Below are 815 nucleotides of genomic sequence, written 5' to 3'. Positions count from 1 at the left end.
CGTGTTTAATACTGTTGCAGCGAAAAACCAAGCCGCAATAAACCGCGCAAACAAAACGCTGTTTTACGGACGTCGTGGCACTAACACTCACTTTGCTTTTCAAGATGCAATGGTCGAGATCGAAGGCGGTGCGGGTTGTGCTCTTTACCCTTGCGGAACGGCAGCTATTTCTAACGCGATCCTTTCTTTCGTTGAAGCTGGCGACCATATTTTGATGGTTGATACGTGTTACGAACCAACACGTGATTTCTGCAACGTGATCATGAAAAAGATGGGCGTAGAAACCACGTACTACGATCCGATGATCGGCGAAAACATTCGTGATTTGATTCAACCAAACACCAAAATACTGTTTCTTGAATCGCCGGGGTCAATCACAATGGAAGTTCAAGACGTTCCAACCATGGCGCGCATCGCTCACGAGCACGATATCATTGTGATGCTCGATAACACGTGGGGCGCCGGCGTGAACTTCTCACCTTTCGAACATGGCGTGGACATTTCTATTCAAGCGGCGACAAAGTACATCGTTGGACACTCTGACGTCATGCTCGGCACCGCAGTGGCGTCTGAGAAATACTGGGATCAGCTTCGCGAACAAAGCTACCTGATGGGTCAATGCGTTTCTCCTGATGACGCTTACCTTGGCCTACGTGGCATTCGCACTTTGGATGTTCGCTTACGCCAGCACGCTGAAAACAGTTTGAAACTCGCACAGTGGTTGGCAAACCGCCCTGAAGTGGATCATGTTCGTCACCCTGCCCTAGAGACTTGCCCTGGTCATGAGTTCTTTGAGCGTGATTTTACTGGCGGCA

Annotated in this window: 1 protein-coding gene; it reads left to right on the top strand. The window is 49.6% G+C overall.

The features are described 5' to 3' along the window. The coding region (gene metC / locus R7E78_RS25750) for a cystathionine beta-lyase (protein WP_318058560.1) at positions 1–815 on the top strand (815 nt) is incomplete at both ends.

This window comes from Vibrio sp. YT-19(2023), from assembly GCF_033337395.1.
The sequence above is the reverse complement of the archived record's forward strand: the minus strand, read 5'-3'. Positions and strand labels throughout refer to the sequence as shown.